This window comes from Candidatus Thiodictyon syntrophicum (genome assembly GCF_002813775.1).
Taxonomy (GTDB): domain Bacteria; phylum Pseudomonadota; class Gammaproteobacteria; order Chromatiales; family Chromatiaceae; genus Thiodictyon; species Thiodictyon syntrophicum.
This window is the reverse complement of the sequence record NZ_CP020370.1, coordinates 3447915-3471406: the sequence shown is the minus strand read 5'-3', so window position 1 is coordinate 3471406 and position 23492 is coordinate 3447915. Positions and strand designations below refer to the sequence as shown.

General features: G+C 63.5%; 17 protein-coding genes. 6 read left to right on the top strand and 11 right to left on the bottom strand.

The window, feature by feature from the left end; genetic code table 11:
- Positions 1–5: 5 nt before the first annotated feature.
- The 4 genes from THSYN_RS14610 to THSYN_RS14595 form a co-directional block, all read right to left on the bottom strand.
- Positions 6–1880, bottom strand: coding sequence for an ABC transporter ATP-binding protein (locus tag THSYN_RS14610; protein ID WP_100919785.1), 1875 nt, complete (start codon positions 1878–1880; stop codon positions 6–8).
- Between the two features lie 9 nt (positions 1881–1889).
- Complete coding sequence (locus tag THSYN_RS14605; RefSeq protein WP_157817675.1) at positions 1890–2669, bottom strand: hypothetical protein; 780 nt, start codon at positions 2667–2669, stop codon at positions 1890–1892.
- Between the two features lie 17 nt (positions 2670–2686).
- A complete protein-coding gene (locus THSYN_RS14600) occupies positions 2687–5146 on the bottom strand; it encodes a DUF6531 domain-containing protein (RefSeq protein ID WP_157817674.1) in 2460 nt (819 codons plus the stop codon).
- A 96-nt stretch (positions 5147–5242) separates the two neighbouring features.
- Complete coding sequence (locus THSYN_RS14595; RefSeq protein WP_100919782.1) at positions 5243–9043, bottom strand: PKD domain-containing protein; 3801 nt, start codon at positions 9041–9043, stop codon at positions 5243–5245.
- A gap of 499 nt (positions 9044–9542) precedes the next feature.
- Here THSYN_RS14595 and THSYN_RS14590 point away from each other — a divergent pair, with 499 nt between their 5' ends.
- From THSYN_RS14590 to THSYN_RS14575, 4 genes are read left to right on the top strand one after another with little or no spacing between them, the layout of a single operon-like run.
- Positions 9543–10628, top strand: coding sequence for an extracellular solute-binding protein (locus THSYN_RS14590; RefSeq protein ID WP_236848566.1), 1086 nt, complete (start codon positions 9543–9545; stop codon positions 10626–10628).
- Between the two features lie 38 nt (positions 10629–10666).
- A complete protein-coding gene (locus tag THSYN_RS14585; RefSeq protein WP_172965284.1) occupies positions 10667–12226 on the top strand; it encodes an ABC transporter permease in 1560 nt (519 codons plus the stop codon).
- The gene (locus THSYN_RS14580; RefSeq protein ID WP_100919779.1) at positions 12223–12960 is read left to right on the top strand and encodes an ABC transporter ATP-binding protein; all 738 of its coding nucleotides are present in this window, start codon (positions 12223–12225) and stop codon (positions 12958–12960) included. The genes THSYN_RS14585 and THSYN_RS14580 overlap by 4 nt, the downstream gene beginning before the upstream one ends.
- Positions 12957–13433 carry a chromate resistance protein ChrB domain-containing protein gene (locus THSYN_RS14575; RefSeq protein WP_157817673.1) on the top strand — a complete coding sequence of 159 codons (477 nt, stop codon included), beginning with the start codon at positions 12957–12959 and terminating at the stop codon, positions 13431–13433. The genes THSYN_RS14580 and THSYN_RS14575 overlap by 4 nt, the downstream gene beginning before the upstream one ends.
- A gap of 151 nt (positions 13434–13584) precedes the next feature.
- Here the strand turns inward: THSYN_RS14575 and THSYN_RS14570 are convergent, their stop codons facing one another.
- The 7 genes from THSYN_RS14570 to THSYN_RS14540 all read right to left on the bottom strand — a co-directional run bounded on the left by THSYN_RS14570 (position 13585) and on the right by THSYN_RS14540 (position 20133).
- Positions 13585–14388, bottom strand: a complete 804-nt coding sequence (locus THSYN_RS14570) for a PP2C family protein-serine/threonine phosphatase (protein WP_100919777.1) — start codon at positions 14386–14388, stop codon at positions 13585–13587.
- Between the two features lie 60 nt (positions 14389–14448).
- Positions 14449–15210 (bottom strand): DsbC family protein, encoded by a 762-nt coding sequence (locus THSYN_RS14565; protein ID WP_100919776.1) that lies wholly within the window; start codon positions 15208–15210, stop codon positions 14449–14451.
- A 79-nt stretch (positions 15211–15289) separates the two neighbouring features.
- Positions 15290–15772, bottom strand: coding sequence for a YajQ family cyclic di-GMP-binding protein (locus THSYN_RS14560; protein ID WP_100919775.1), 483 nt, complete (start codon positions 15770–15772; stop codon positions 15290–15292).
- Positions 15773–16152: 380 nt separating this feature from the next.
- The gene (locus tag THSYN_RS14555) at positions 16153–17673 is read right to left on the bottom strand and encodes a transposase family protein (protein WP_157817397.1); all 1521 of its coding nucleotides are present in this window, start codon (positions 17671–17673) and stop codon (positions 16153–16155) included.
- The gene (locus tag THSYN_RS14550; protein WP_157817396.1) at positions 17670–18560 is read right to left on the bottom strand and encodes a Druantia anti-phage system protein DruA; all 891 of its coding nucleotides are present in this window, start codon (positions 18558–18560) and stop codon (positions 17670–17672) included. Before THSYN_RS14550 ends, THSYN_RS14555 begins: the two co-directional genes overlap by 4 nt.
- A 203-nt stretch (positions 18561–18763) precedes the next feature.
- The gene (gene xerD, locus THSYN_RS14545; protein ID WP_100919774.1) at positions 18764–19660 is read right to left on the bottom strand and encodes a site-specific tyrosine recombinase XerD; all 897 of its coding nucleotides are present in this window, start codon (positions 19658–19660) and stop codon (positions 18764–18766) included.
- Complete coding sequence (locus THSYN_RS14540) at positions 19660–20133, bottom strand: methylated-DNA--[protein]-cysteine S-methyltransferase (RefSeq protein WP_100919773.1); 474 nt, start codon at positions 20131–20133, stop codon at positions 19660–19662. Before THSYN_RS14540 ends, xerD begins: the two co-directional genes overlap by 1 nt.
- 545 nt (positions 20134–20678) lie before the next feature.
- Between THSYN_RS14540 and THSYN_RS14535 the strand changes: the two genes are divergently transcribed.
- Both THSYN_RS14535 and THSYN_RS14530 read left to right on the top strand, forming a co-directional pair.
- Positions 20679–21863 carry a response regulator gene (locus THSYN_RS14535; protein ID WP_100919772.1) on the top strand — a complete coding sequence of 395 codons (1185 nt, stop codon included), beginning with the start codon at positions 20679–20681 and terminating at the stop codon, positions 21861–21863.
- 108 nt (positions 21864–21971) lie between these two features.
- The gene (locus THSYN_RS14530) at positions 21972–23051 is read left to right on the top strand and encodes a metallophosphoesterase (RefSeq protein ID WP_100919771.1); all 1080 of its coding nucleotides are present in this window, start codon (positions 21972–21974) and stop codon (positions 23049–23051) included.
- The last annotated feature ends 441 nt before the right edge of the window (positions 23052–23492 follow it).

Here is a 23492-nt window from a genome sequence, read left to right as displayed (position 1 = left end):
CTCTGTCACGCCGCAGCAGACGCGAGCGCTGCCGACATTCGCGACGCCAATCGCGGTGCGGCCGTTGATGGCGCCAAGGTCCGGTCATGATCCAGGCCAACAAGCTCAAGCACACGATCAGATCTAAACCCAGACCTATGCCTGCAGGAAAGAACGATTACCGTCATCTTTGGATAAAACCGATGAATCCTTGCGACGATCTGCTCCTCCAGTTGCGTCTCCACTTGATTGGTGGCCTCGTCCAACACGAGAATCCTCGGCTGTTTCAACAATGCCATGGCGATGGCGATTCGCTGGCGCTGACCCACGGATACAGTTCCACCGGCGTCTCCAAGTCGTGCGTCCGCACGCGATGCCGACCCAGCGAAAACCCCTTCCAAGCCGCAAATCGATAGGACCTGTCGATAATCTTCCTCCGCGATGCTGCGCCGACCGAAGGTGACGTTCTCCCTCATGCTCGCGTTGAGCAGGGGACTATCCTGTAAGGCAATCCCCAGGGTACGACGCCGCTCCCGGTCGCTCAGCCCGTCCAGGGCTCTACCGAAAATCACGATTCGCCCGGTTGCAGGCCCCAGTAGTCCCATCAGCAGCTTCGCAAAGGTGCTCTTACCCACACCGCTGTTGCCCAGGACTAAGAGTGTTTCACCAGGCCACACCGACAAATTGAGGCCCTCAAGTACCAAGTGGCCGTTTGGGTAGCTGTACGAAACGTCTTCAAACGCAATGGCAGGTACGTCACTTGGTAAAGGTTCAGGCACTACCGGTACCTCCTCGGCGTGCCGACAGTTGGTTCTTGGCCGGAGCCTCGCTGGACCTGAACTACTTGTCTCTGAAAAGTCACTTAACCCCGGTTGCGACCCCGGCCTGGACTGCGCGCGCGCCCCTTCCCCCGGTCCGTAGACCTCGAAAAACCTGTCCACATAGACGAACTGAGAAATCAACCCCTGATAGACCCCGCCGAGAGAGCGTAGCAGTCCGGAAAGCTGGCTCAGGTACATCGCAAGTGCTACGAACGCACCCAGCGTGAGTTGCCCACTGATTACAAGGGTTCCCAGGTATAAGGAAAGCAACAGTGCGAACCCGCTGCTCAAGGCCTGCTGCGTTCCGCCACTTGCAGCCGTCAGCCAAAAGGACTCGGCCAGGATGCGGGACTGCGCGAGGGCCTCTCGCCGATAGGCATTGAGCCCCTGCCGCTCCCGATAGAATGCCTTGAACAGCACAATCCTCGACAGCGTGTCCTGCCACAGCCCACTGATGCGCTGCCCCTTCTCCGCGAGCGCCGTGGTGATGCGCAGCCCGCGCAATCCGAAATAGTGATTCAGCGCGTAATGCAGGCAAGCGCCCCCCGCGACGAACAGTGTGACCTGCCAGCTCAACATTACGCATATGACACCAACGAGGACCAGCCGGAAAAGCGTCAGCAGCACGTTCGGAATCGTGCCGGTAACCAACCCTACTACGGACGCAGTGTCGTTGGTCAAGCGATGAAATAATTCGCCGGGCGAATGGGAATCAAAAAAAGAGAGCGGCTGGCGACATAGTCGTTCATAATAGTCCATGCGCACGGCAAGCCCGAGCAAGACACTGACGTGGAATCCGAGGTATTTCTGAATGATTCCAATCAGCGCAGAAAACAGAAAAGAGATAGCGCCGGCGGCGAGAACTGCGTGGAAGACCACCGCATCGCCCCGATTCAGCCCGTAGTCGATAGCGACCTTTGAGAGGAAGGGCGTGATCAGGCCGAAGGAAATAAAACCGAGGGAGCACAGGAGCATCAGTCCCTGCTTACCCCAAAAAGGGATAAGGTAGCGGTGAATCGCGAAGAGTTGACCTATCCGCTTTCGCAGCAAGGCCCTGTCAGTAAACACCGGAGTCGTCATGGGTGCCGTCTATTGAATCGTTAACTCGACGTTCGTGACACCTTCGTCGTGGGATATCTGCGGGGTACCGTCCAGATCGACGACGACCGTAAGCACATGCGTGTTCAGCGACACCGCCTGTCGAACGATGCGCCCGACATCGACATCGAAATAGATGTCCCCGGTGAACCCAATGCGTCCACGGGAATAAAAGCTCTTGCGCGCCTTGAACACCTCTTGGCGGTTGTCCAGTTCGATGGTCGAGGTGATATGAATGCGTACGACCGAACTGTAGCCGGACAAACTCAGTCCCTCCTCCGCGATACGATAGGTAAACAGATTGCCGCCGCTGGCCGACTTGGTCCAGGAATCACCGACCGCCCGATCACCCGCCGGAAAGCTGGAGATCCCCAGCGAATGCCAGAGGTCGCGATCGACCGCCAGATTCAACGAATTCAAGGTTGCCGCGAAGTCACCCAAGGGCGTAACTGAACTGACCACGCCATGCTCATCCATGACGGTTCGCAGATTCGTCCCATCCATGCCCGGGATCAGCGTCACAATTCCGCCACGACTGCTTTGGCCATTCGCGAACGCCGTCGTGATCGTCAACACGCCACCTTGGTTACTGTCTACTCTACGCTGGACATCGACGGACGTTGCCTCATTGTCTCGCGTTATCTTCAGCGAATAATCCAATACCGTCCCCGTTTGATCGAGGTATTTGAGTTCAAAGGCCAGGGGTGACGACGTCGGTACGGCTGCCAACACCAGTACCGCAATCAATTCCCAGTGGTGTCGTTTGATCATCGTAGGCTCCTCATCCGCTATGGTTGCCAAACCGCACCCAGGCGTCGATACTGATCGACGAAATTGAAGATCGTCAGAATCTGTGGAACTGCGAAGGTGTCAGCCTGGGGCAGCACCGCGTGGCGGAAGCCCGTCAACTGCCGCTCTTCAATGCCGTTAAGCGCCAGACGATGGTACTGAAGATCGTAGCGCAACATCGCGATCAATTCGTCCGGCGTAAAGGCAACCAGATAAGACAGGAGGCGCAGGTTCTGACGCGAGTTGTACAAGCCGATGACGTCACTGAGCATGATCGTCGATGGCAGTTTCCGCACGGGTGCCGGGAAGGTTGTGGTGACTCCCAGCGTGCTCACGCCGGTCAAACCATCCCGAGCGTCATAGTTATATACTGTCTCGACTCCCGCGTTATCGCGCTTCTTAATCCGGTTACCGATCTCGTTATAAAAAAACGAGTCCGTGTAGTTGGCGCTGTCGATGCTTGAAACCCGATTTGCCGCGTTATACCCGAGAGTAATAGCGACGCCCAGACTGGAATCCTGGATGCCCGTGACATTGCCGGCTGGATCGTAGGAATAGGTAATGGTTGCCGCCGAGGGTAGGGTAACGGTGGTCAACCGCTCATCGGCATCATACCCAAACTGCTTCGCCCAACTCGTGCCGGGACCGCTACCGGGTGCGAATGTAAGCGTCTTGAGCCGATCAAACGAATAATAGTCATACGAAAATGTGCTGTTATCGGGATACTTGGTCTGGGTAATCTTTTGCAGTGTACCGTTGTGACTCATCTGGAACGTGGTGCCATCAGGTTCGACCACCTGGGTAATACGCCCGGTCGCATCGTAGCCGATGTGGGTCGTACCGGTCCCATCTGTGACCGATGTGATATGACTGGTCTTATTGTATCCGATCAACTGAGTCCCGGATGGCGATGTAATCGAGGTCGGATTGCCGAGACCATCATAGGCGATTGCTATCTCCTTACCCGAGGATGACAGGATACGCTTGAGATTGCATATCATATCGCGCTCAAACGCCAGGCTCTCCCCCCCCGGATAATTGATGGACTGCAGGTACCCCTTGCCATCATAGGTAATAGCGATATCGCCTGATCCGGCCCGCGCGATCTGGGTCAGATCGGAGGAAGTTGAAGAGTAGACAAACTGTGCTGTTCGGCCTAGTGGATCAGAGATGCTGAGGACGTTGCCGTCGCTGTCATATATCAGCGTCGTCGCAGCCGAAGAGGCGTCCCGCACGCCCGTCAGATTCTTGGCAGCGTCATACGAGAACGCAGTGACGTGATTGTTCTGATCGGTAAAGGATGTGTAGTTGTAACTCGCGTCATAGCCGTGCTGAATGGCGAACCCCAATGGGGAAGTCTTCTTAGTGATCAGGCCGTTGTCAAGAAATTGGTACTGAACGGTGCGATTCAGACTGTTTTGCTTGTTAGTCTGGTTGGCCGACTGATAGGTCAGCCTGAAGGTCTCGCCGCGATCTGAGTAGGTCAGCACGCGATGCAATTCCCCGGCCTCGTAGGTAACCGTAGTAACGGTCTCATTGTTGGGATTCTTGACCGACGTCAACTTATTCGTCGCGTCGTATCCATATTGCCAGCGTCCACCTTCGGAGTCGGTGAATACAATCAGATTTCCGCTTTGGTCATATTCGTAGATGACACTGTTGCCGACGGGATCGGAGATACTCGCCACCTTACCGTTCGCTCCGAACGTGAACTGGAATACACGATTGGATTCGTCACTGATCTTGTCGAAACAGCCGCCAAAGAGCTGATAAGAGAACGACAAAGTGCTGCCGCCCCGATCGCTCATGTGGGTTAGAAAGCCATCGCTGCCGAAGCGATAGCTCAATTCAAGGTTATCTTTAAGAACATAGTCCCCACGGTCCATTGTCAGGGTGAAGATCGTGCCCGGGGGGGGGGTGAAGGTGCCGTCGGAGTTCCGCGTAAAGCGGTAGCGTTGTCCATTGGACATGAGTGCCAGCACATACTCGGTGCCATCTGATTCCTGAGTCGGCAGGAGTCGCATGCCGTAGCCCAGGGTCCAACCATTACCGAAGATGCCGCTGCTTTCGTCAGCACTGTTGTAGAAACGGGTGATCTTCATCGGCTTGCCGCACGCCTGAACAGTCAGATCAATGTGAACCTGCATGAAACTGCCGGACTTGATATAGACCGGGGATCCGGAGCCGCCATGTGGATTGTTCGGCGGATTCGGGGGATTGTTGGGATTGTTGGGGTTGCTCGGGTTGGTGCCGTCGTGTCCCTGATCCCAGGGTTTGTTGTAGGCATACAAGGAGGCCGACACCAATAATGCACCCACCACTAACAGGTCGGCCAATGCACTTAATGGGTATCTTGCAGTTTCAGCGTTGCGCATCTTCGCTCTTCCTTCAGCCGTTTCAGAGATGATGGTAATGACCGATTGATATGGCGGCGTGGTGACAAAATAGCGAATGATCACCCAGTGCGCTCCAGGTCATCAGATCAGGCAAGGCAAGGCACGGCCTGCCGCGCCGGTACCCGGAGCCCCCGAAGGACCGCTGCAGCGTCGTGCGGATCACTGGTAGACTCGCACGAGGGTTGCAGAGACTAACGGAGTCGCGTTGCCCGCGGAGTCGGCGGCCGACAGTTGCAACTGATAGTCACCCGCGTCCACGTAGTCGCCGACCGAATTGGTGCCGCGCCAGCGGATAACATTCGCGCCTGCCACGACATTGGTCGTCCGCACGATGTGAATAGTCTCTTTGGTCTTCAAGTCGATCACCCGGAGTTCAACCGCGGCGACGTCTTCATTTACGGTGTAAGTGACATCGACGGACAACTCGCTTGGTCGGCAGACCTTGGATAAGGGATTGAAATAGTTCGGGGTCGCAGTGACGCCGGTGAGCGTCGGGGCACTCCCGGTCATGACCATGGCGTTGGTCGGAAGGTCATAACGCCAGAAGCCTGTGATCAGCGCATCTCCAGCGGGCGGATGGGCTAGGTTGCCTTGGTCGTCCAGTCCATCCCAGTAAACAGTGTTCGTCCCGGCGGGAAAAACCTTTCGGTTCACGATGGTGCGTGTGCGCCCCTCACTACCGCCTGCGTTCAGAGGGCCGATAAAGACGGTCCACTCAGAGGCCTTGCAGCTTCGGAATACCATCGGCAGTAAATCATCGGCGTATGGGCTGAAGCTGCTGCGTACGGTCTCGCGCTGATCGCAGGCAGTCCCGGTCGGCACGCTATAGCGGGTACCGCCGGTTGAATCGGTGTAATCGATCACTTTTCGCTGTCCGTCCTCAAGGTACTCGAGGATAGCGAAATATGAGCCGTCGGGGACCGGAACGCCACGGTCGTCGGCGGCATTCCAGTAGTCCGCATAACTGCCGCCCGCGCGGTATTGGTTCGCCACGAGGGTGCGAACGACCTGATCAGCAGCGTCCTTGATCGTCAAGGTCACTGCCGCGCCGGCAGAAAGGGTGGTCAGAATGTTAGCACCCCTGGGCACTGGCGGTCCGAAGGGAATGCTCTCGGTGACGACCTCGAAAGCTGACACATAGCTGGCGGAATTCGCCGTGATGCTCGTCACCCGCAAGCGATAGACATTCTCGACATTGGGCAATGGGACCCTGCTGGCTCCCCCGGTAAAGGTTGCATTCTGCTGATACAGGCGTAAGCCATCTTGATCGAATAACTCGATGGTGGCGCTTTGCATATAATAATAGCTGTTCCAAAAGACTGTTACAGCTGTGACTATTCGCGGGCCGGAATAGATAACCTCAAACCAGGACGCGGCGGTCTGGTTGGCTGCGGTGTACCAGGGCGTTCCGCCGGTGTTGCCGTCAAACAGAAGCGTTGCCGGATAACCGGCACTGTAAACGCTGCTCGCGTTCGCCGCAGCCGTGACGCCGCCAAAGAATCCGATCGTATTCGGTGAGACTGCAAGGCCCGCGGTCAGGTTCACCCTCACCAATACCTGGTCGATTCCCGTCAGCCCGGTGGCGTCGGTGACCCGCAGGGTGGCGATATGGGTTCCGCCTTGACTGTACACATGGCTGGTGTTGCCGCCGTTTGAGGACGAGAAATCAAAGACCCCGTCGTTCTCAAAGTCCCACTCATATAGGGCGATATCGTTGTTCGGATCGGTCGCGGCTCCGGTGAGTGTGACGGTGAGCGGCGAGTTGCCGCTGGCGGGTGAGACCGTCGCGACAGCGGTCGGTGACCCTGGGGGCCCGGTGCGCACTGTGGTCGTGGTCGCGACGGCGGTTGCGGTGTTTCCGGAGTTGTCCGTTACGCGAAAGACCGCGGTGTAGGTCGCGACTGACGCGTATTCGTGGTTGGTGTTGCCGGTGGTCGTGCTCGCGTAATCATAGGTTCCGTCGCCCTCGAAATCCCATTCGTACTTTACAATACTGCCATCGGTGTCGGACCCCGAACCTCTCAGTGTGACGATGAGGGGGACCGGCCCGTTCGACGGCGTCACGTCGGCGGAAGCGGTAGGCGGGTTGTTGCGGACGGTGATTGGGACTATGGTCTCCGCGGAATTTCCGGTGCTGCTGTCGACATGCAGCTTCGCATTATAGACCCCAGGGGCTGTGTAGGTGCGCGAGTAATCATTGGCAACAGTGTCGTTGCTGTCATAGGTGCCGTTGCCGTCGAAGTCCCAACGGTACCATTGGATGGTCCCCACGGGGTCATCACCTGCGGTGGTGAACCTCACGGTCAGGGGTGCGGTGCCGACGGCAGGCGTGGCACTGGCAATGGCTCTCAGAAACCCGACAGTAAAACTCGACTGGTGTTCGCCCTGGTTGCCGGCACGGTCTTTCACGGATGCGAAGACGCGGTTATTTCCAGCGGGCAGATCGAAGGTCGGTTGTGATAGCGCACCGGTATCGTCTATGGCAAAGGCCGTGGTCCGATCGACGCCATTGATGGTGGCGCGGAAGGATGATGTGTCGATGCCCGATTCGTTATCGCTGAAGACGACGCCTATCTCCGGCCTGGCGGTATTGACGGAGCCGCCGTTGATTGGCTTGGTGATGGTGACTTGTGGCGGGGTGTTCTCCACATGGATAACGGTGTTATCGCTGTCGGTGTGGCTGCCGTCGCCCACGGTCAGCCGTAAAACGTAGCGACCGAGCGCATCCGGGGCAAGCCCGGCAACCGCGGCTGATGCACTGGTGATATTCGCCGTGGTCAGGTTGCTCGCGGTCGGCCTGCTCACCAATGCCCACTGATAGACGAGTGCGCCTGTTGGGGTGTCCGGGTCGCTGCTTCGGCTTCCGTCGAGAGTGATGGCGACATTCACCCTCGTGGCTTGGTCGGCGCCGGCGTCCGCGATCGGTTTCGCATTGCTTGGGACGACAACGACCTGAGTCGTGTCGGTTCCGTTGGACACTCCGTTGTTCACCGTAAGAAGCAGCAGGAAGGTACCGGCGACGTCGGGCGTGAAGGTGGCGACAGCGCCCGCACTGTTGGAAATGGCTCCATCGCCGAGAACACTGCCGGGCGGCTTTTGCGCGAAGGTCCAATGATAGGCGAGAGTGGAGCCCTGGGGGTCTGAGCTTGCTTTGCCGTCCAAGGAGATCGGGACGCTCACCCGAGCTTCCCGATCCGGACCGGCATTGGCACTCGGAGGTGCAGTGGGTGTGGTTACCAGGACGGTGACGTAATCTGGCGAGCTATTCTGCAAGCCATCGTTGGTGATCAGTTGAAAGATGTAGTTGCCGGGCTGGTCTGGTGTAAAGCTCGGGTTGTACTGGTCTGTTTGAGCCAGTGCCGCAACACTGCCGGAGGGGATCGACTGCGTGGACCAGGCGTAGGTAATGAGATCGGCATCAGGGTCGTAACTGGCGCTGCCGTTGAGCCTGAAGAGGGTAGCAGAAACGGCGTTGACATCCGGGCCCGCGTTCGCGATCGGTGGGTTGTTCGCGGGCGCCGCTGCGATGTATGTGCGGGCCGTGAACGTGAAGCGGCCACGGGTCGGATTGCTGAAGCGCAGTGTCAGGTCGACCGCGGTCCCGGGGGACAGCGCGTTTGCGTTCGCCGTGAGATAGGGTATGCCCTGGACGCTCAGATCGAGCGCGTTGACCAAGGGGATCGACGCGGGGTTGATACCTTCAACGGCAAGGTAGATGAGGCCATCCCTGCTCCCAATCGGGGCGCCCGACCTGTTCCGCAGTGTTACGGTGTAGCTTTGCTCCCCAGTTCGACGATCAAAAAAAGCCCTAGAAAATTCAGCGCTTACCTGTTGTTCGCTGAGCGATGTCAGGCTGGAGAAATCGATCTGCGCAAGCGATAGGCGAGCATCGGCGAACAGCCATAAAAAAGATAGAATCGTCAACCATCGGACGTTCGGCCGGACCTTCGGCGCTCTCATGATCACTCCCCCGCCTTGCAGAAGCCGATAACATGAATGCAATAACCTGGACGCAAAGCAAACTCCGGCTGCGCCTGCCGTTCAGTGACTGTCGACGCGATTTTCCGCGCGTTATGCCGAAGCTCGGTTGCTCGATCAAGTCAGGTTTCTCGATGTTGTGCAAACGCGCGGCGTACCGCCGGTGCCGCTGGCGCGTTCGGAGAATCGGGAAAATTTCAGTTTTAGTTAGGCTAGCAGACCGGATCGACGTTGTCCGAAAATTTCGATCGAAATATTGATCCAGATCAATCCGGCGTGTGATGCGTTGCGATGGGGTTCGCAGGCCGTAGAAAGTTTGCTAACCTTTCCCACCAGTCGCGCGGCGGTGCCCGAGGAGCACTGGAGTCCATGCTGCCGCAGCCGTAGGGGGCCCGGGTTCCGGGTGGCGGCTCGTCGGGGGCAGTCCAACCGGGCCGCAAGGTGACGACTGGGTGGGGTGGACCTGCGGTCGGTGGGTTGGATGACGATCGACAGCGAGTGGACATCGGTCCCCGCCACAAGACCGTTTCGCAAGACCGATAACGCGAGGCTGACAGGTAAATCTATGAAACAACAGTTATTGTTCGCTCTCGGCGCCCTACTCTCGCTGTGCGTTGCGGCTGGGGCTGCGGACGTCGTGATCTATACGTCTCTTGATCAGGTCTTTTCGGAGCCGATCCTGCGGGATTTCCAGGCCCGCACCGGCATCGAGGTCAAGGCTGTTTTCGACGTGGAAGTATCCAAGACGACGGGGCTTGTAAACCGGCTCATTGCGGAGCGGGACCGGCCGCGGGCCGATGTTTTCTGGAATTCAGAGGTTGGCCGGACCCTGGTACTAAAGGATAAGGGGGTACTCGCGCCCTACCGGTCCCCGTCGGCCGAGGACATTCCGGTCCGCTTCAAGGATGCGGAAGGCTACTGGACAGGTTTTGCGGCTCGCGCGCGGGTGCTTATCTACAACAAGGACCTGCTGGCGTCCGCCGAGCTTCCGCAGTCCGTCTTCGAGCTGACGGCACCGGCGTGGCGCGGCCGGGTCACGATGGGCTATCCGCTCTTCGGGACCACTGCGACGCAGGTCGCAGCCTGGTATGCGGTCATGGGGGCGGAGCAGGCCGAGGCTTATCTGCGGGCACTCAAGGACAATGATGTGCGCCTTGTCGATGGCAACGCGATGACGCGGGATGTCGTCGTACAGGGCGAGGTCCCGCTGGGGTTCACGGACACCGATGACGTATATGTCGCCATCCAGGCAGGCAAGCCCGTGGGCATGATCTTCCCGGACCGCGAAGGACTGGGGACCTTGATGATCCCTAACACCGTCGCTTTGGTAGCGGGGGCGCCGCACCCACAGGAGGCCAGGCGCCTGATCGACTTCCTGCTCTCGCGCGAGGTCGAGAGTAAGCTCGCCTTCTCGGATTCGATGCAGATTCCGGTGCGCAACGGGGTTGATAAGCCTGCGCAGGTGCCGGGTTTCGATTCCATTCGAGCGATGGAGGTGGACTACCGGGCGATCGCCGATAATCTGGAGCGAGCCACTCGCTTCAGCCGTGCGCTGTTCGCCCGGTAGGAATGCGTCTGCCACGGTGGGTCGTTGCGGCGGCCTGGATGACGTTCGCCCTCACGGCGCTGCTGCCGCTGGGGCAACTCGCGTGGGACGGCCTGCGTGGGGATGGTAGCTGGGACTTGGCGCCGGTTCAGGCTCTGTTGCTCACCGAGAGCCAGCAACGGTTGTTCGCTAACAGCCTGCTGGTCGCGGGCGGTGCCAGCGGCTTGGCGGTGGCCATCGGCGTACCCTTCGCGTTCGTCAGCGAACGCACGGATTTGCCGGGACGCCGACTCCTCGGCCTTGCCTACCTGGTCCCGCTCCTGATCCCGCCGTACCTGCACGCTATCGTGTGGTCGCGGCTGCTCGCGCAGAACGGGTCGGTCAATCGGTTGGTGCAGGCGACGCTCGGGCTGGGATCGGCGCCTTTGAGCATGTTCAACATCACCGGCGTGGTCTGCGTGCTCGGGCTTGCCTGGTTTCCGTTGGTTGCCCTGCTGACCAAGGCCGGACTGAGGGCGGTCGACCCGTCTCTGGAGGAAGCCGCTCTGCTACGTCAGGGTCCGCGACGGGCTATCGCCGGGGTCACTCTGCCCTTGGTGGCACCGCATGTCTTGGCCGGTGCGATCCTGGTCTTCGTCTTTGCGATCATCGACTTCGGCGTACCGGACATCCTCCGTGTCAGGGTCTATGCGGTGGAAATCTTCATCCAGTTCAGTGCCCTTTACGACCAGCGGGGCGCTGTGGTGTTGGCGCTGCCCCTTCTGGTTGCGACCCTGGTGCTCGTCGGCGTGCAGGCACGGCTCATGCGGGGACGCGCCTACGTGAGCCTTTCCCATGGTGTTGCCGGGGTGCGGCGCTATGCACTCGGCCAGGCCCGATTTCCGGCGCTGCTGTGCTGCTGGCTGATCCTGGCCCTGTCGGTGTTGGTGCCGGTTGTGACCCTGGCCATTGCCGCGGGGGCGCCGGGAACGTATGCGCGCGTCCTGGAACCGGCGCTGGGTTCGCTGGGGATGAGCCTGCTCCTCGCCTTGACGGCGGCGGGTCTCACGGCCTTGCTCGCTTTCGTCATCGCCCACTCGCTGCTGCGGGCGCGGCAGGGACCGCGCGCAGGGTTACACTACCTGACGCAGGTGCCCTTTGCGGTGCCGCCAATCCTGCTCGGTATTGCACTCATCGGGTTGTGGAATCGTCCGGCAACCGGGTGGCTGTATGACAGCGTCGCGATGGTTGTCCTGGGTTATGTGGCCCACTTCCTCCCTTTTGCGATCTGCGTGGTCCATGCCGGTCTGCAACAGTTTGACCAGCGCCTGGAGGAGGCTGCCTGGCTGGCGATCCCCGGTCGGATGCGGATTACGCGGCTTATCATACTGCCTTTGGTCCGTGGCGGTCTGGCGGCGGGCTTTCTCATTGTGTTCGTGCTGGCGATGGGGGAGTTGGGCGTGACCTTGCTGGTCGTTCCCCCGGGTGTCGAGACCTTGCCCGTGCGTATCTACAACCTGATGCACTATGGGGCGGAAGATGCGGTAGCCGCGCTGAGCCTCATCCTGCTGGCGACGCAACTGGTCCTGTGTCTGCTCGCACTTGCCGTCGTGGGCTGGAAGCGCGGGGCTAGCCGATGATCCGGGTTGCGGCGGTTACGAAGCGGTTCGGGCAAGTGCCGGCGGCCGACGGCATATCGCTCGTGCTCGACCGGTCCGAGACGCTCGTTGTGTTGGGGCCTTCCGGCGGCGGTAAGTCGACGCTGCTGCGGCTCATCGCGGGGCTGGAGGCGCCGGATGAGGGGGAGATTGCGATCAACGGGGCCCGTGTGAGTTCCTCCTGCCATCTGGTGGAGCCCCACCGCAGGGGCCTAAGCATGATTTTTCAGGACCTGGCGCTATGGCCTCACCTGAGTGCCTTCGGCAACGTCGCCTTTGGTCTGCAGGGTCACGGGCAGTCGCGTGCGGCGGTCTGCGCAACGGTGTCAGAGGCGCTGGACCGGGTGGCTCTGTCCGGGCACCGGAAGCGTTATCCCCACCAACTGTCGGGGGGCGAGCGCCAGCGCCTTGCCATTGCGCGGGCACTGGCGGGGAGTCCGCCTTACCTGTTGATGGACGAGCCGTTCAGCAGCCTTGATCCCTTGCTGAAGCGGCAGATGATCAGCTTATTGAAGGACCTGCGGGCGAGCCTTGGGCTGGGTGTGCTCTACGTGACACACAACCTGGACGAGGCGCTTGCACTGGGGGATCGGATCCTGCTCATGAGTCGGGGTCGCGCGGTGGGTGCATTGAATCAGGAACAGGTTGCCTCTCTCACTCAGCCGGACTTGCTCAAATGGTACGAAGCGTGCGTTGCAGCCGAAGTGTATTCTTGACCTGCGCTCTGGTGGTCTGGTGCACCGCTGCGGCGCCGCTGCGCGCCGCGGGCCAGGTCTATAGCACCTGGGATACCTTGGAGCCTGACAAGTGCGCATCCATCTGGCTCATCAAGCGGCATATCGATGCGCGTGCCATCTTTCGCTTTTATCCGCACGGTGTGACGATCGACGAAGGCATTGCGTTCGACACGCCCGACGCGAAATTTCGGCGTTACCATAACAAATCGACATTCGAGACGCTGCTTGAACATCACCGGCTTACTGACCCGAAGCTCAGGTACGTCGGGCGCTTGATTCACGATATCGAAGTGAATATCTGGGAGCGCAAAGCGCTTGCGGAAACGCACGAGCGGGAGGCCGCGCTACAGGCCTTGTTGGCGGCGGCCGATGCGGAGCGGTCAGTTGATTTGTGTATCGACTATTTCGACCGGTTGAGCAATGGTGCGTCAGTGGACGCGGCAGCGCCGTGAAACCAGGGTAACGCTTTGGCCTTCCTTTCGTCAGCCCCCGATTGCCGTATTATCTGGCACCTGAAATCTTAACTGGGGGGATCAAACAAGACGGTCGGCTTGGTACCAATGTTGATCGAGGAAAAGCCTCATCCGCGCGCAATGGTTCGCTCTAAGGCGCCCCCACCGGTACCGGGCCATCCGGCGCATCTTCAGCAGGCCGCTCGCCGACCCGCAACAGGGCCAGCGTGATGTTGTCGGTCCCGCCACGCTCGTTGGCGAGTCGGACCAAGGCCTCGGCGGCGGGACCCAGTTCGCTCTTGCCGGCGGCGACCAGGATCTGCCGAAGCCAATCCACCGGCACCATGCCGGTGAGTCCGTCGGTGCAGAAGAGGTAGATGTCGCCGGTCTGCAGATCCGAGACGCCCGAGTACACACGGACCTCGGCGGACGAACCCAGGGCGCGGGTCAGGATGTTGTCCCCGATGCCGTAGTGCCGGGCGTCCTCCAGGGTGCGGAAGAAACCTTGGTCGACCACCTCCTGAATGAACGAGTGGTCATGGGAGAGTTGCTCCAGGCGTTCACCGCGCAGGCGGTACAGGCGCGAATCGCCCACGTTGGCATAGGCCAGCCAGTCCGCACCGGCAAAGCCCAAGACCACGGTGGTCCCCATGCCGACACAATCGGTCTTGGTCTGGGACAATTGCCAGACGGCCCGATTGGCCTCCTCCACCGCCGCCTCGGTCAGCAACCGCGCCTTGTCGGCATCGGTCCGCGGCAGGGCCTGGCGTTTGAAACGCTCGCGAATCGTGTCGGCGGCGAGCCGGCTCGCGACCTCCCCGGCGCTGGCCCCGCCGACCCCGTCGGCCACCACCACCAGACCCATGTCGGCGTGGACGGTGACCGCGTCTTCATTGCGCGTGCGCACGCGCCCGCGATCAGTTCGCCAGGCATATTCCAGCTTATAGGCCCACATCGCGACCGCCTCCGTGTCGACCTCAGACCAGGGTGCGGTGGGCCAGGCCCCCGTTCCCGCTCAGCGGACGTTGCCGCTTGCCGTGCCGGCGCCGCTCGCGGGCCCGGCAGCCAACTGCGCGGCCAGCCGCTTGGGCTCCACATAGCCCGGAATCAATTCGCCGGTGTCGGTGAGGATGGCCGGGGTACCGCGCAGGCCGAGTTCCTCGCCCGCCGCCATGTGGGCATCCACCGGGTTGTCACAGGTCTTTTCTTCGACGCTCTTGCCGGCCTTGGCGTCCGTCAGGGCGGCGCGGCGCGCCGCCGCATCGCCCGCACACCACACCGAGACGGCCTCCTGGTAGGCCGGGCTGCCCTTACCGGCGCGCGGGAAGAAGAGATAGCGCACGCGGATGCCCTCCTTGCCGTACTCCGCGATCTGACCGTGGAGTTTGCGGCAGTAGCCGCACTCGATGTCCGTGAAGACCGTGACCGTGTGCTTGGCCTCGCCCGCGGGCTCGAAGATCACCATCTGGGACTCGCCCAGGCCGTCCACCAGTTGCTTGCGCGCGCCGGACAGGCGGGGCTCGGTTAGGTCCTCCCGGCTGGTGAGGTCGACGATGCGCCCGTCCACGAAATAGCGGCCGTCTGCCGTGACATACATCATCTGGGTTCCGACCAGGACCTCGAAGAGACCCTTCACCGGCGACGGCGCGATACTCGTGATCTTGATACCGGGGATGACCTTGGTCAGGGCGGCGCGAATATTGTCTTCAGGCGCGGCGAGCAGGCTGCCGGCGGCAAGCCACAGGACGGCGGCGACGATCAAGCGGGGGCTGTGCATGGTGGTTCCTCGGGTCTGCGGAATCGGTGGACGCCGGGGACGCTGCCGCGTCGCGCCGGTCGCCGTGGGGGACGCGCTTTCAGTCTCTAAAATTGCTGACTTTTATCGGCAACCCCCAGTCCTCTGCACGCAACAGGGCGATAGCCTCCTGGAGGTCATCGCGGTTTTTTCCGGTGATCCGCACCTGGTCCCCTTGGATCTGCGCCTGGACCTTGAGTTTGCTGCCCTTGACACGCTTGACCATCGACTTGGCGGTTTCAGTGTCCACGCCCTGTTTGAGGCGGACCTCCTGGCGCGCGGTACTGAGTGTCACCGCAGGGTCCTGGGGGTCCAGGGCCTTGAGGTCGACCGCGCGCTTGACCAGCTTCTGACGCAGAATATCCATCATCTGCTGGAGTTGGAACTCCTGCTCGGCAGTCATCATGATCTGTTCGTCGGATAGCTCGAAATGCGCCTTGACGCCCTTGAAGTCGAACCGGGTCGCAATCTCCCGGTTGGCTTGATCGACCGCGTTACGGACCTCCTGAAGGTCGATCTCGGATACGATGTCAAACGAAGGCATTCACTTAAAACCTTAATTAAGAACTTGAAATAGATTTTTCGAGAACGCATGGACACTGACCGGCGAGGCGCCTCGAGCCACCTCGTCCAACCGCATACGATAAAGCAAGCCGAGCCCGGCTGCCAGGACTACGCGCCGCGGCCAGCCCTGAAGCATAACCCTGCCGCCGGCTGACATTGGGCGGCGTCGGCGCCGTTGGGCGCTGGCGTTGGCCGCTGCGGGGTGCGTTGGCCCTGACCGGGGGTTGCGGCAGAAGGTTTGGCAGGTGCCGGGAGGGTTGTCGGACCGGTACTCGGGCATGCGTCACGCTCGCCAGGCCAGCGGTTGCCAGCACCGGTGGTCGCCGGCGTGCCGGGGTCGGGCGCCGTTCCCGGCGGCGGTTATTCGAGCTGAAGCTGCAGCGGCTGGGCGAGCAGGCGGCGCATCCGCGCGGGGTCGAGCCAGGGGCCGGCACAGGACGCGCGGATGAAGGCGATGGCGCCACGCACGCCCAGGGTGCGATAAAGCTCGCGCAGATGGCGGGCAAAGCGTGCCAGGGTGTTGAACAGGTGCGCCAGGCGCATCAGGTAGTGATAGCCCTTCATGGCGTTCCAGTTCAGGGCAAAGGCGTGCTCGTAGTGGTAACCCTGATGTTTCTCCACCAGGAAGCCGGCCTCGATGCCCCAGCGGTAACGGGCCCCTAGGTTGCAGCGCTCATGCGCATTAGCGCGGCTGAGTGGTTGGCTGGAGAGCCAGGCATGGCGCGCGGTCTTGGTCAGGCGCGCGCCTTGTTCATCGATCGTCTCCCAGGTCTCCTCACAGACCACCACATGCAGACTGAGGTGGCGGCGCGTGTTGTTTGAGAAGGCATAGTCGATCGCGTTGACCCAGGAAAAGCGCTGGTGGCGCTCCCCCCAGTCGCGCTGACAACCCGCTGGCTGCACCGCGTGCAGCGCGTGGAATTCCTCCCAGACCGTAGGCAAGTCCTTGTCCTTGAAAACGATCATGAACTGCCAGTGGTACTGATGGCAGCACTGCATCACCGGTCCGTCGGCATAGAGACCGTCGAGCAACAGCAAGATCGGCAGGCGCGGGAACAGCGTCTTGATCCGGGCGCTGAGCCGCGTGAAGGCGCGCCGTTCGCAGTCTTGTTTGTCGGCCTTGGTATCGCCCTTGGCATATTCGAGGAATTCGCTCAGCAAGGGGATCACCAGCCCGTTGTGAAAGGCCAGACTGGCCTCCAGGACGTAGACGAAGTACTGGGTGTGGCGCGCGTCCTCGGCCCCGACCTGACGTTCCAGGAGATTCTCATCCCAGAGGTGGTCACGGGTGAATTTCTGGGAGCCGTCGATGGCGATGGGATAGGCGTGGTTGATCAGGTAGCGGCGGAAGGTCTTGGCGCGGATCAGGCGGCGTACCAGGTCGATGTGCGCCTGTTCGAGGTGGGTCACGTCGATGTCGCGCAGCAGCCGAAACAGGGTGTCGGCGTGCGGGAGGGTCTCCAGTTCGGGGAACAGGAGCCGTAGGTTGGCCTCGAACTGGGGGTGCGTCAGTTCGCGGTTGACCGCGCGCCGGGAGGCGAACTGAAAGACGAACATCAGCAGCCCGTAGAGCAGCAGCACGGTGAGCCGATGCCGACACTTCTTGGGGTTGCGGGGCTCGGGAATCTGTCCCAGGGCGGCGAGCAACGCGGGCAGTTCCCGGCGCAGGACGCGCACCTGGCCGCTGACCGCCGCCTCGCGGGCCTGCTGTTCCTCGGCGAGCGTGGCGTACGCCGAGCAGCGATTGGGTAACGGCGCGGGTACGCGGGGGATCAGTCCGTCCTGGCGCTGCTGTTGGCGTAGCGCCTGTTCCTGCTGTTTCTTGTGCGCGCGTTGCTCCTTGATGGCCGCGCGTGACAGGCGGCGGCAGGGTTTGCTCATGGCGTCGTCCCCCCGGACGCGGCGCACAAGCGCTCGCGCCACTGTGCACTCAAGGGCTTGACCCAGACTTGGCGCGGGGCGCTGTGATAGGTCCGGCCCGGTCGCGCCAGCCCGCTCCCGCTGGTCTCCCCCAGCAGTTCCCACCCGGCGGCACGGTAACAGGTGCCGGCGTAGTGGCGCGGGTCGACGAAGGTCTCCAGCAACAGCGGCGCAAACCCCCAGTGTTCGAGCCAATCGGCGCGCACCCGCCGCGCCAGTTGTCCCAGCACATGGCTGGCCAGGTGCGGCACCTGGACGTGGGGAAAGATCAGAAAGCGGCTGTTGTTGAGCACCCGCACCTGGTTGGCCCGGCGCGTCTGGGCGTCCCACCCGATCCAGTGGTCACGCACCGCCAGCGCGCGCGCCGCGCCCGCCAGCAGGAGGCAGCCCAGGTGCTGCTCGCCCGCGGTGATGAAGTAGCGCAGCCGGTAGCCGAAGGCACCCTTGTAGCCCAAGGGGTGCCAACGCGCGACCGCCGCATTCCATTGCGCCACCGCCGCGGCGTCGGCGCGCACCGGCGCCAGGCGCACCGGGCCGAGCGCGGCCAAGGGGCCGTGAATCGGCATCGGCGCCGCCACCACCGGCGCCGGGGGGACCGGGCGGGGACGCCGCGCGACCTGCAACGGGGGCAGCGCCACCAACCCGGCCGCCTCCAGACGTTCCAGAAACTCCCGACAGGCGTGAACCTTCGCCGCCCCCGTCACGGTATACCACTGCAAATGCTCGCACAGCGTCGCCGCCAACTCGCGCCGCCCCAACCGCGGCAGCCACGCCACCGTCTGGCGGATACCGGCGATCTCCTCGACGCTGAAGACGCGACCACAGTGCACCCACGGTCCTGGACTCATCGCACCCATCGCCACCCCCCGGCGGAACGGCAGACCGATTACCCTGCCATTAATCCTGCCAGAGTCGCCGCGCGGTGTCTACCCCCTTGTGCGAACATTAACTTTCTCTAACCCCCGCCAGCCCGCGCCGTGACTGGGGTGGCGCGGTTATGCTTCAGGGCTGCGCCGCGGCCCGGCGGCGGGCGGCGCCGGGTCACGCCAGCTCAACCCCTAGGATGATGCCGCGCGTGCAGTTGTTTCAGGCGCTCGCGCGCGACGTGCGTGTAGATCTGGGTGGTCGAGAGGCTGCTGTGGCCCAGCAACATCTGCACCACGCGCAGGTCCGCGCCGTGGTTCAACAGGTGCGTCGCGAAGGCATGGCGTAAGGTGTGGGGCGAGAGTGGCTTCACAACCCCGGCCTGGATCGCATAACGCTTGATCAGTTGCCAAAAGGCCTGGCGGGTCATGCAGTCGCTGCGGCTGGTAGGAAACAGGAAGTCGCTCGTGCGCCCGCCCAGCAGGTCCTGGCGGGGCCCACGCACGAACTGCGCGAGCCAGTCCACGGCGTCCTCACCGAGCGGCACCAACCGCTCCTTGCCCCCCTTGCCCGCGACCCGCACCACCCCTTGGGTCAGGCTCACCTGGCCGGAACCGAGGGTGACGAGCTCGGTCACGCGCAGCCCCCCGGCATAAAGGACCTCCAGCATGGTGCGGTCACGATGGCCGCGCGCGTCCGTGGGGTCAGGGGCCCCCAACAGGGCCTCGACCTCCGCCTCGGTCAGGCTCTTCGGCAAGGGCCGGCCCAGCTTGGGGGCGTCCACCCGGGCGCTCGGGTCCGCCTGGATCTCGCCCTGTCGCACCTGGTGCTGATAGAACTGACGCAGACAGGACAGCAGGCGCGCCGCGGAACGCGGCTTGCGCCCCGCCACCGACAGGACCGCCAGGTAGTCGAGCAAATCGAGCCGCTGCGCCTCGAGCAGACAGCGCCCGCGCTCGCGTTCGATCCAGACGGCGAAGGCCCGCAGGTCCGACTGATAGGCCGCCAGCGTGTTCTGACTCAGGCCCCGTTCCATCCACAGGATGTCGGCGAAGCCCTCGATGACGGCGCGGTCATCCGCCATCAGTCACCCCCGGCGTCCACCGCCACCCCCTCATGCCGGAGCAACTGACGCTTGAGCGCGAGCTTGTGTCCCGCACGCTCCCCGGCGAAGCCGCCCAGACCGCGCACCGCCACCACCCGGTGGCACGGCACGACGATGGGGCAAGGGTTGGCCCGGCAGGCCTGACCCACGGCCCGCGGGGCGCTGCCCAGGTCGCGCGCCAGGTCGGCGTAGGTGCGGGTCGTCCCGGCCGGGATGGCCCGGATGGCCGCCCAGACCCGCCGCTGGAAGGACGTACCGCACAGTTGCAGGGGCACCTCGAAGCGCGCCGCGCCGTCCGCAAAGTAGGCGCTGAGTTGGCGGCCGAGCGCGGGCGGCACCGCCGCCGCATCGGCCACTGCGGACGGCGGCTCCAGGTCGACCGCGAGCAAGGTCTCCCCCGTCCAGCGCAGGCCGATGGGACCCAGGGGGGTGGCGAACAGGGCCATCGGCATCGGGCACCTCGGCTTGGCCTGAAACGACAATGAGTCCGCGCGCAACGCAACTGACGCGAAGGCTGGCGGATTAGACCATGGGCTGGCCGCCATCGCCAGCCTGCGCGGCGGCCGTGGCCGGCAGCGCCGGGCGCGCCCGGCAAACCTGTGGATAACTCTGTGGACGAAGGCCCGCGGCAGGCGGGCAAGTCGCTCATTTCAGACGTCATTTTCCTTGGGGCGCAGCCGCAACCGGCAGCAAAAGTTCTTATATAATAATCTGTTATGATCCTATTTCAATTGCTTGACGGGAAAGACCGCCGCGCCTGGTGCGTTTTTCACCGAGGGTCCCGGGTGTGCACAACCGCCCCCGGGGACAGGACCGGCGGCGGCGCGACTTGTCAAGTCGCGCACCCTGGCGTTGAACTGCCGACGCAAAACCCGCAGCATGGTACATCGTCACACACCCGGGACCACCCTGGAGCATGTCATCAAGACCATCAAGCCGCGCGACGCGGCCCCTTGCGCGCCCCGCCGGCAGCGGCGATCTCAATGAGTGACCCCAGATGAGTGACCCCACGCCGCCGCCCCCGGCAACCGTTCGCCGCAGCGACGACGCCCCGGGGGCGACGCTGCTGATCGTCGATGACCAGCCGGAAAACCTGGCGGTGTTGGCGGAGATCCTCAGTGACCACCATCGGGTGCGGGCGGCGCGCTCCGGCCTCCAGGCCCTGCGGGTCGCCGCCTCGCCACCGCGCCCGGACCTGGTGCTGTTGGATATCATGATGCCCGGGATGGACGGCTTCGAGGTCCTGGAGCGCCTGCGCGCGAACCCCCTCACGCGGGCGATCCCGGTCATCTTCGTCACCGCCCTGGACGACACCCGCTCCGAGGTCCAGGGCTTGACGGCCGGGGCGGTGGACTATATCAGCAAGCCCTTCATCCCGGCGGTGGTGCAGGCACGGGTGCGGACCCACCTGGAGTTGAAGTGGGCGCGCGACCGCCTGCGCGACCAGAATACCTGGCTGGAGCAGGAGGTCAGTCGGCGCATGGAGGAGAACACCATGATCCAGGAGGTCAGCATCCGCGCCCTGGCGCACCTGGCCGAGATTCGCGATCTGGAAACCGGCAACCACATCCTGCGGACCCAGGGCTATGTGCTGGAGTTGGCGGGCCGGCTGCGTCACCATCCGCGCTTCAGCGCGGTGCTGACCAACCACTTCATCGAGGTCCTGGTCCGCTCCGCGCCCCTGCACGACATCGGCAAGGTCGGCATCCCGGACCAGATCCTGCTCAAACCCGGCCCGCTCGACCCGCAGGAGTGGGCGGTGATGAAGACCCACGCCGCCCTGGGTGCCGAGGCGATTGCCTGGGCCGAGCGCAGTATCCCCAGGCAGTTGGAGTTTCTCACCCTGGCCCGGGAGATCGCCCGCTGGCACCACGAGCGGTGGGACGGCCAGGGCTATCCCGACGGTCTGAGCGGTGAGCAGATCCCGCTGGCGGCCCGACTCATGGCGCTCGCCGACGTCTTCGACGCGCTGGTCTCGGCACGGGTCTACAAGAGTGCCCTGCCCTTCGCGGAGGCCCGCGAGATCATCGCCAAGGGCCGCGGCACCCACTTCGATCCGGACGCGGTGGATGCCTTCGTCGCCGGGTTCGACGCCTTTGCCGCCATTGCACGGCGCCATCAGGACGCCGCGACCCATGAGCCCGCACCGCCGGCCGTGACACCGGCAGGACCGGCGCCCTGATGACCGGGCGGACCCCGGGGCCGCTGAGACGGTCGCGGCCCAGGAGGTCCGCCGTCCTGAGCCGGACGGGGCGCGGCCGGGTCCCGACCCCATCATAGGACCCACGCCATGAACCGAGCAGCATCCGCGGCCACGACCCCGGGGGGGCCGATCGCCACCGTCCACCATCCGTCGGAGCCGGCCGCGCCGGTTGCGCCGCCGGCCCCGACCGGCCCGGACCGGGCGCCCGACCCGTTGGCCGGCCGCCTCGGGGCCGCCCTGGTGCGGATGCGCCGGGGCCTGGAGCAGGACTATCGCGACAGCATTGAGGCGCATCGCTACCGCTTCCTGGGTCTGGAGCGCGGCCGCCTGACCCACCTCCTGATCGAACTGGGCGTGCGCGCCAGCGGTCTGTCCGCCCGCGGCCGGCGTAACGCCACCACGCTTGCCTTGGTCGAACGGACGGTGCCCATCGCCGCCCTGCCCGGCCCCTTTGACGGCCTGCGTATCCTGCACCTCTCCGATCTGCACCTCGACCTGGACGCGGCGATCCTCCAGGCCATCATCGCGCGCGTGCGCCCCCTCAGCTATGACCTGTGCGTCCTGACCGGCGACTATTGCGCCTCGGCCGTCGGCCCCTGCGAGCCGGCCCTCGCCGCCCTGGCCCAGTTGCGCCCCCACCTGCACGGACCCGTCTATGCCGTCCTGGGCAACAACGACAGCATCGAGATGGTCCCGCCGATCGAGGCCCTGGGCATCCGCCTGCTGATCAACGAGTCCCTGCCCATCGAGCGCGGCGGCGAGCGGGTCTTCCTCGCCGGGATCGACGACCCCAACCGCTACCGCACCCACAACCTGGAGGCCGCCGCCGCCGCCATCCCGCCCGACGCCCCCGCGATCCTGCTGGCCCATGCCCCGGAGCCCTTTCGCGCGGCGGCCAGCCTGGGGTTCGCCCTCATGCTCTGCGGCCACACCCACGGCGGCCAGATCTGTCTGCCCGGCGGTTTCGCCCTGATCAGCCACTCCCGCGCCCCGCAGCGCGTGCGTGCCGGCGCCTGGCGCTGGCGCCGGATGCAGGGCTACACCTCCCGCGGGGCCGGCAGCAGCATCATCGCGGCACGCTTCAACTGCCCGCCGGAGGTCACCATCCATTGCCTGCGCCGCGCCGCGGCGCCGGATGGTTCAGGGACCGAGTCGGTAGACGGGTGATGTCCGACCGGCCGCCGCCCGCCCCGCGGGGCGGCCCGGCCTGGGAGCGCCGCACCCCAGTGCGGCGCGCTCTCGCAAACAATCTCGCCGGTGTGGGTTGAGCAGAGGCCGCGCCGCACTGGGGTGCGGCGCTCCCAGTAGCCATTGCGGCTCAACTTAGTGGCAGTGACGGCGGAGCCTGGGAGCCGGCAGCGCTCAACCCAACGGCATTGAGCATTCGCCCCGTCCAGCCCGCGGCACTGGGCCAGGCCGCGCCGATACCACTCAACCCGCGGGTGGGCGCGACTGCGGCGGCTGGCCGCCGAGCAGGACATCCAGGGTCGCGGCCTGGAAGAGGCCGTCCAGCCAGGGCCTCACCCTGGGTACGCGACGGCGGGCCCGGCGGGTCTGGTGTTACACTCAAGCCGGCGCGCGCCAGAGCGCGTGCGCGTGGACCCCAGG

Bases quoted from the DNA above. Each gene is read 5' to 3' on its own strand.
- xerD (WP_100919774.1), bottom strand. From the start codon at position 19,660: ATGGCGGATGACCGCGCCGTCATCGAGGGCTTCGCCGACATCCTGTGG.
- THSYN_RS14610 (WP_100919785.1), bottom strand. From the start codon at position 1,880: ATGACGACTCCGGTGTTTACTGACAGGGCCTTGCTGCGAAAGCGGATA.
- THSYN_RS14605 (WP_157817675.1), bottom strand. From the start codon at position 2,669: ATGATCAAACGACACCACTGGGAATTGATTGCGGTACTGGTGTTGGCA.
- THSYN_RS14540 (WP_100919773.1), bottom strand. From the start codon at position 20,133: ATGCCGATGGCCCTGTTCGCCACCCCCCTGGGTCCCATCGGCCTGCGC.
- THSYN_RS14585 (WP_172965284.1), top strand. From the start codon at position 10,667: ATGACGTTCGCCCTCACGGCGCTGCTGCCGCTGGGGCAACTCGCGTGG.
- THSYN_RS14565 (WP_100919776.1), bottom strand. From the start codon at position 15,210: ATGCACAGCCCCCGCTTGATCGTCGCCGCCGTCCTGTGGCTTGCCGCC.
- THSYN_RS14570 (WP_100919777.1), bottom strand. From the start codon at position 14,388: ATGTGGGCCTATAAGCTGGAATATGCCTGGCGAACTGATCGCGGGCGC.
- THSYN_RS14590 (WP_236848566.1), top strand. From the start codon at position 9,543: ATGACGATCGACAGCGAGTGGACATCGGTCCCCGCCACAAGACCGTTT.
- THSYN_RS14580 (WP_100919779.1), top strand. From the start codon at position 12,223: ATGATCCGGGTTGCGGCGGTTACGAAGCGGTTCGGGCAAGTGCCGGCG.
- THSYN_RS14595 (WP_100919782.1), bottom strand. From the start codon at position 9,043: ATGAGAGCGCCGAAGGTCCGGCCGAACGTCCGATGGTTGACGATTCTA.
- THSYN_RS14560 (WP_100919775.1), bottom strand. From the start codon at position 15,772: ATGCCTTCGTTTGACATCGTATCCGAGATCGACCTTCAGGAGGTCCGT.
- THSYN_RS14535 (WP_100919772.1), top strand. From the start codon at position 20,679: ATGAGTGACCCCACGCCGCCGCCCCCGGCAACCGTTCGCCGCAGCGAC.
- THSYN_RS14530 (WP_100919771.1), top strand. From the start codon at position 21,972: ATGAACCGAGCAGCATCCGCGGCCACGACCCCGGGGGGGCCGATCGCC.
- THSYN_RS14555 (WP_157817397.1), bottom strand. From the start codon at position 17,673: ATGAGCAAACCCTGCCGCCGCCTGTCACGCGCGGCCATCAAGGAGCAA.
- THSYN_RS14550 (WP_157817396.1), bottom strand. From the start codon at position 18,560: ATGAGTCCAGGACCGTGGGTGCACTGTGGTCGCGTCTTCAGCGTCGAG.